At 68.7% G+C, this 3,753-nt stretch carries 5 protein-coding genes; all 5 read right to left on the bottom strand.

Annotated features, from left to right (window positions below):
- Positions 1–185 precede the first annotated feature (185 nt).
- On the bottom strand, positions 186–1,544 hold the full coding sequence (dnaB, locus tag AC08ON_RS08825) for a replicative DNA helicase (protein WP_476608303.1): 1,359 nt from the start codon (positions 1,542–1,544) through the stop codon (positions 186–188).
- Between the two features lie 618 nt (positions 1,545–2,162).
- Entirely contained in the window at positions 2,163–2,609 is a 447-nt protein-coding gene (rplI, locus tag AC08ON_RS08830; protein ID WP_011438873.1) for a 50S ribosomal protein L9, read from the bottom strand.
- Positions 2,610–2,618: 9 nt separating this feature from the next.
- A complete protein-coding gene (gene rpsR / locus AC08ON_RS08835) occupies positions 2,619–2,855 on the bottom strand; it encodes a 30S ribosomal protein S18 (RefSeq protein WP_011438874.1) in 237 nt (78 codons plus the stop codon).
- Positions 2,856–2,905: 50 nt separating this feature from the next.
- Entirely contained in the window at positions 2,906–3,496 is a 591-nt protein-coding gene (locus AC08ON_RS08840; protein WP_476616766.1) for a single-stranded DNA-binding protein, read from the bottom strand.
- Positions 3,497–3,559: 63 nt separating this feature from the next.
- On the bottom strand, positions 3,560–3,753 hold a 194-nt coding region (gene rpsF, locus AC08ON_RS08845; RefSeq protein WP_476616767.1), incomplete at its 5' end, for a 30S ribosomal protein S6.

The following is a 3,753-nucleotide window of genomic DNA, read 5'->3' on the forward strand; positions in this document are numbered from 1 at the left end:
CCCGCCTCTCACTCGCCATGGATGATCCTGAAACTCATACCGCCCAGTCTGGCAGCATCGGGAGATCTGCGGTCCGCCAACATGAACCATGACCACGCCAAACACACCCGGGCGCCCACCCGGCCCGCCGCCGGGCCGCTGGCGCTCTCCACCCGTGGGCCTCGTCCCGCTCCCGGGCCGAGAATTCAGTTCGCCATGTCGACGAACCGTGAGTAATGACCCTGGAAGGCGACGGTGACGGTGCCAGTTGGCCCGTTGCGGTGCTTGGCGATGATGAGGTCCGCCTCGCCGGCGCGCGCCGACTCCTTCTCGACCGTGTCCTCCCGGTACAGCAGGATCACCGCGTCGGCGTCCTGCTCCAGGCTTCCGGACTCGCGCAGGTCGGAGACCTGGGGACGCTTATCGGCCCGCTGCTCGGAGGCGCGGTTGAGCTGGGAGATGGCGACCACCGGAACGTCGAGCTCCTTGGCGAGCAGCTTCAGCGACCGCGAGATCTCGCTGACCTCCTGCTGACGGTTCTCCACTTTCTTGGGCGACGACATCAGCTGCAGGTAGTCGAGGATCACCAGACGCAGCTCGTTGCGCTGCTTCAACCGCCGGGCCTTCGCCCGGACCTCCATCATCGTCAGGTGCGGGCTGTCGTCGATGAACAGCGGGGCCTCCGCGACCTCGCCTATCCGGCGGGCCAGGCGACCCCAGTCGTCGTCGGTGAGCCGGCCCGTGCGGATGTTCTGCAGGGACACCCGCGCCTCGGCGGACAACAGCCGCATGGTGATCTCCATGCGGCTCATCTCCAGCGAAAAGATGACCGACGCCATCCCGTTCTTGATCGACGCCGCCCGGGCGAAGTCCAGGCCGAGGGTCGACTTGCCCACGGCAGGCCTGGCCGCGACGATCCACAGCTGGCCGCCGTGCAGGCCGTTGGTCAGCTCGTCGAGGTCGACGAAACCGGTGGGCACCCCGGTCAGCGAACCGTCGTGCCCCTGGATGGACTCGATCTCCTCCAACGCCGGGTTGAGCAGCTCCCCCAGCGGCAGGTAGTCCTCGTTCGCCCGGCGCTCGGTCACCTCGTACACGGCCGCCTGGGCGCGGTCGACGACGTCGCTGACGTCCGGAGCCGCGCCGTAGGCGAGCTGCACGATGCGGGTGCCGGCCTCCGCGAGGCGGCGCAGGATCGCCTTCTCCGCGACGATACGGGCGTAGTACCCAGCGTTGGCCGCGGTGGGCACGCTCGAGATGAGGGTGTGCATGTAGGCCGGACCGCCCACCCGTTCGAGCAGATCGCGGCGGCTGAGCTCGGCGGCGACGCTGATGACGTCCGCAGGCTCCCCCCGGCCGTAGAGATCGCCGATGACCTCGTACACGAGGCCGTGCGCGGGACGGTAGAAGTCACCCGTCCGCAGGACCTCGACAACGTCGGCGATGGCGTCTTTCGACAGCAGCATGCCGCCGAGCACACTCTGCTCAGCGGGCAGGTCGTGCGGGGGAGTCCGGTCGAACTCTGCGCTCCCACCGGAACCACGCGAGATCTCGGTGACGCTCACGACGCACCCTCCCGGGACTCTCGTAGACCCGCATTCGAACGAATGTTCGTACAGATCGGAACCGCTGTCAACGAACCGCTCCGCCCCCGACCGGCCGGGGCTCCCAGCAGGGACCGAACGGGCGGCGCCCGGTGAGCCTCTCGCCGGGCGCCGCCCGCGTCGCCGAAGGAGACCTGGCCCGATCAGGCTAGAAGTACCTTCCTCGGCCTGGAGGGTCCGACCTTACGGACCGGCGGGTACACCCACCAAAAAGTTATCCACAGGCCCTTGTGGAAAAGCTGTGGGTAACCGGCCGAAACCTGGGGAGGACATCGGGACGGAAACCGGAGACCTGTGGACACCCGAGACCACAACCTCGACGAAACCTAGCTGGCAGGCGCCTGCATCCCGAGTGCCCTGTGGATGAGAAAAAGTTTCGGATCTGGTCGTCGCCCCTTGCCCCACGCACAACGGGCTCCCCTGGCCGACCACCTGAGACGGTCGGCCAGGGGAGCCCGTACAGCGAGCGCGGCGGTACAGCGGGAGAAACGGCGGATGCCACCCCGTCAGACCCGCCACCCCGTCAGACCCGCCTGACCTCGGGCCCATCCGGCCGCGATCAGGCCCGCCCTGCCCTGGTCAGGCCTGCGTGACCTGGAGCTTCACGGTCGCGGTCACCTCGGGATGCAGATGCACGGCGACGGTGTAGGCGCCCAGGGACTTGATCGGCGTGGTGAGCTCGACGCGGCGCCGGTCGAGCTCGGGGCCACCCGCGGCGGTCACCGCCTCCACCACATCGGCCGCCGTCACGGAACCGAACAGGCGGCCTTCCTTGCCCGCCCGGCTGGTCAGCTCGACCTTGAGGCCACCGAGCTGACCGGCGATCTCCTGAGCGTGCCCGAGATCACGAACCGCGCGGGCCGACCGGGCCCGCTTGATCTGCTCGACCTGACGCTCCGCGCCCTTGGTCGCGAGGATCGCGTACCGGCGGGGCACGAGGTAGTTACGCCCGTACCCGTTCGCGACCTCCACAATGTCACCCGGGCTGCCGAGACCGGGGACCTCCTGGGTCAGGATGAGCTTCATTGCCACCCCTTACCGGGCCGAGGCGGTGTAGGGCAGCAGCGCCATCTCGCGGCTGTTCTTCACCGCCGTCGCCACGTCGCGCTGGTGCTGGCTGCAGTTACCGCTCACCCGACGGGCCCGGATTTTACCCCGGTCGGAGATGTACTTGCGCAGCAGCGAAGTGTCCTTGAAGTCGATGTAGTCGACCTTGTCCTTGCAGAAAACGCAAACCTTCTTCTTGGGCTTGCGCACGGCCGCCTTGGCCATGGGTGTGCTCCTACCTCGTTGTGTCGTTCGCGAGGACGACGACCGGCCGCTCAAAACGGTGGCTCGTCGGAGTAGCCGCCGGCCGGTTGCGACCAGGGGTCATCGATGGGTGCTCCACCACTACCGCCGCCGTAGCCGCCGCCGGCCGGAACGCCCGCGGGAACACCGGCAGGTGCGCCGGGGGGCGCGCCGGCAGGCGCGCCGTAGCCGCCTCCGCCACCGCCACCGTAACCGCCACCGCCCCCGTAACCGCCGCCACCAGCACCGCCACCGCCACGCGCGGCCTTGACGACCTTGGCGGTGGCGTAGCGCAGGCTCGGACCGATCTCGTCGACGTCGAGCTCGATCACGGTGCGCTTCTCACCCTCGCGGGTCTCGAACGACCGCTGCTTGAGGCGGCCGGTGACGATGACCCGAGCGCCCTTCTGCAGCGATTCGGCGACGTGCTCCGCCGCCTGGCGCCAGATGGAGCAGCGCAGGAACAGCGCCTCGCCGTCCTTCCACTCGTTGGTCTGGCGGTCGAGGGTGCGCGGCGTGGATGCGACGGTGAAGCTGGCGACCGCGGCACCGTTCGGGGTAAACCTCAGTTCGGGGTCGTTGGCTAGGTTGCCGACGACGGTGATGACGGTTTCACCGGCCATGGGCACTCTCCCGGAGATCGGCGGCCCACGACGGCAGGGGGACTGCCGTCGCAGCGGACCGGATCATGCCGCCGCCCGGCGGCTCTGACGTGGCTTCTTCGGCTCTGGAAGCCGGATGACCTTGGTGCGGATGACCGACTCGTTGAGGACGAGCTGACGGTCGAGCTCGGCGACGACGTCGGGCTCCGCATGCAGGTCGATGACGGCGTAGATGCCTTCGTGACTCTTGGCGATCTCGTAGGCGAGCCGGCGCCGGC

The organism is Frankia sp. CoWAU3 (assembly GCF_977971855.1).

Bases quoted from the DNA above. Each gene is read 5' to 3' on its own strand.
- rplI (WP_011438873.1), bottom strand. From the start codon at position 2,609: ATGAAGCTCATCCTGACCCAGGAGGTCCCCGGTCTCGGCAGCCCGGGT.
- rpsR (WP_011438874.1), bottom strand. From the start codon at position 2,855: ATGGCCAAGGCGGCCGTGCGCAAGCCCAAGAAGAAGGTTTGCGTTTTC.
- AC08ON_RS08840 (WP_476616766.1), bottom strand. From the start codon at position 3,496: ATGGCCGGTGAAACCGTCATCACCGTCGTCGGCAACCTAGCCAACGAC.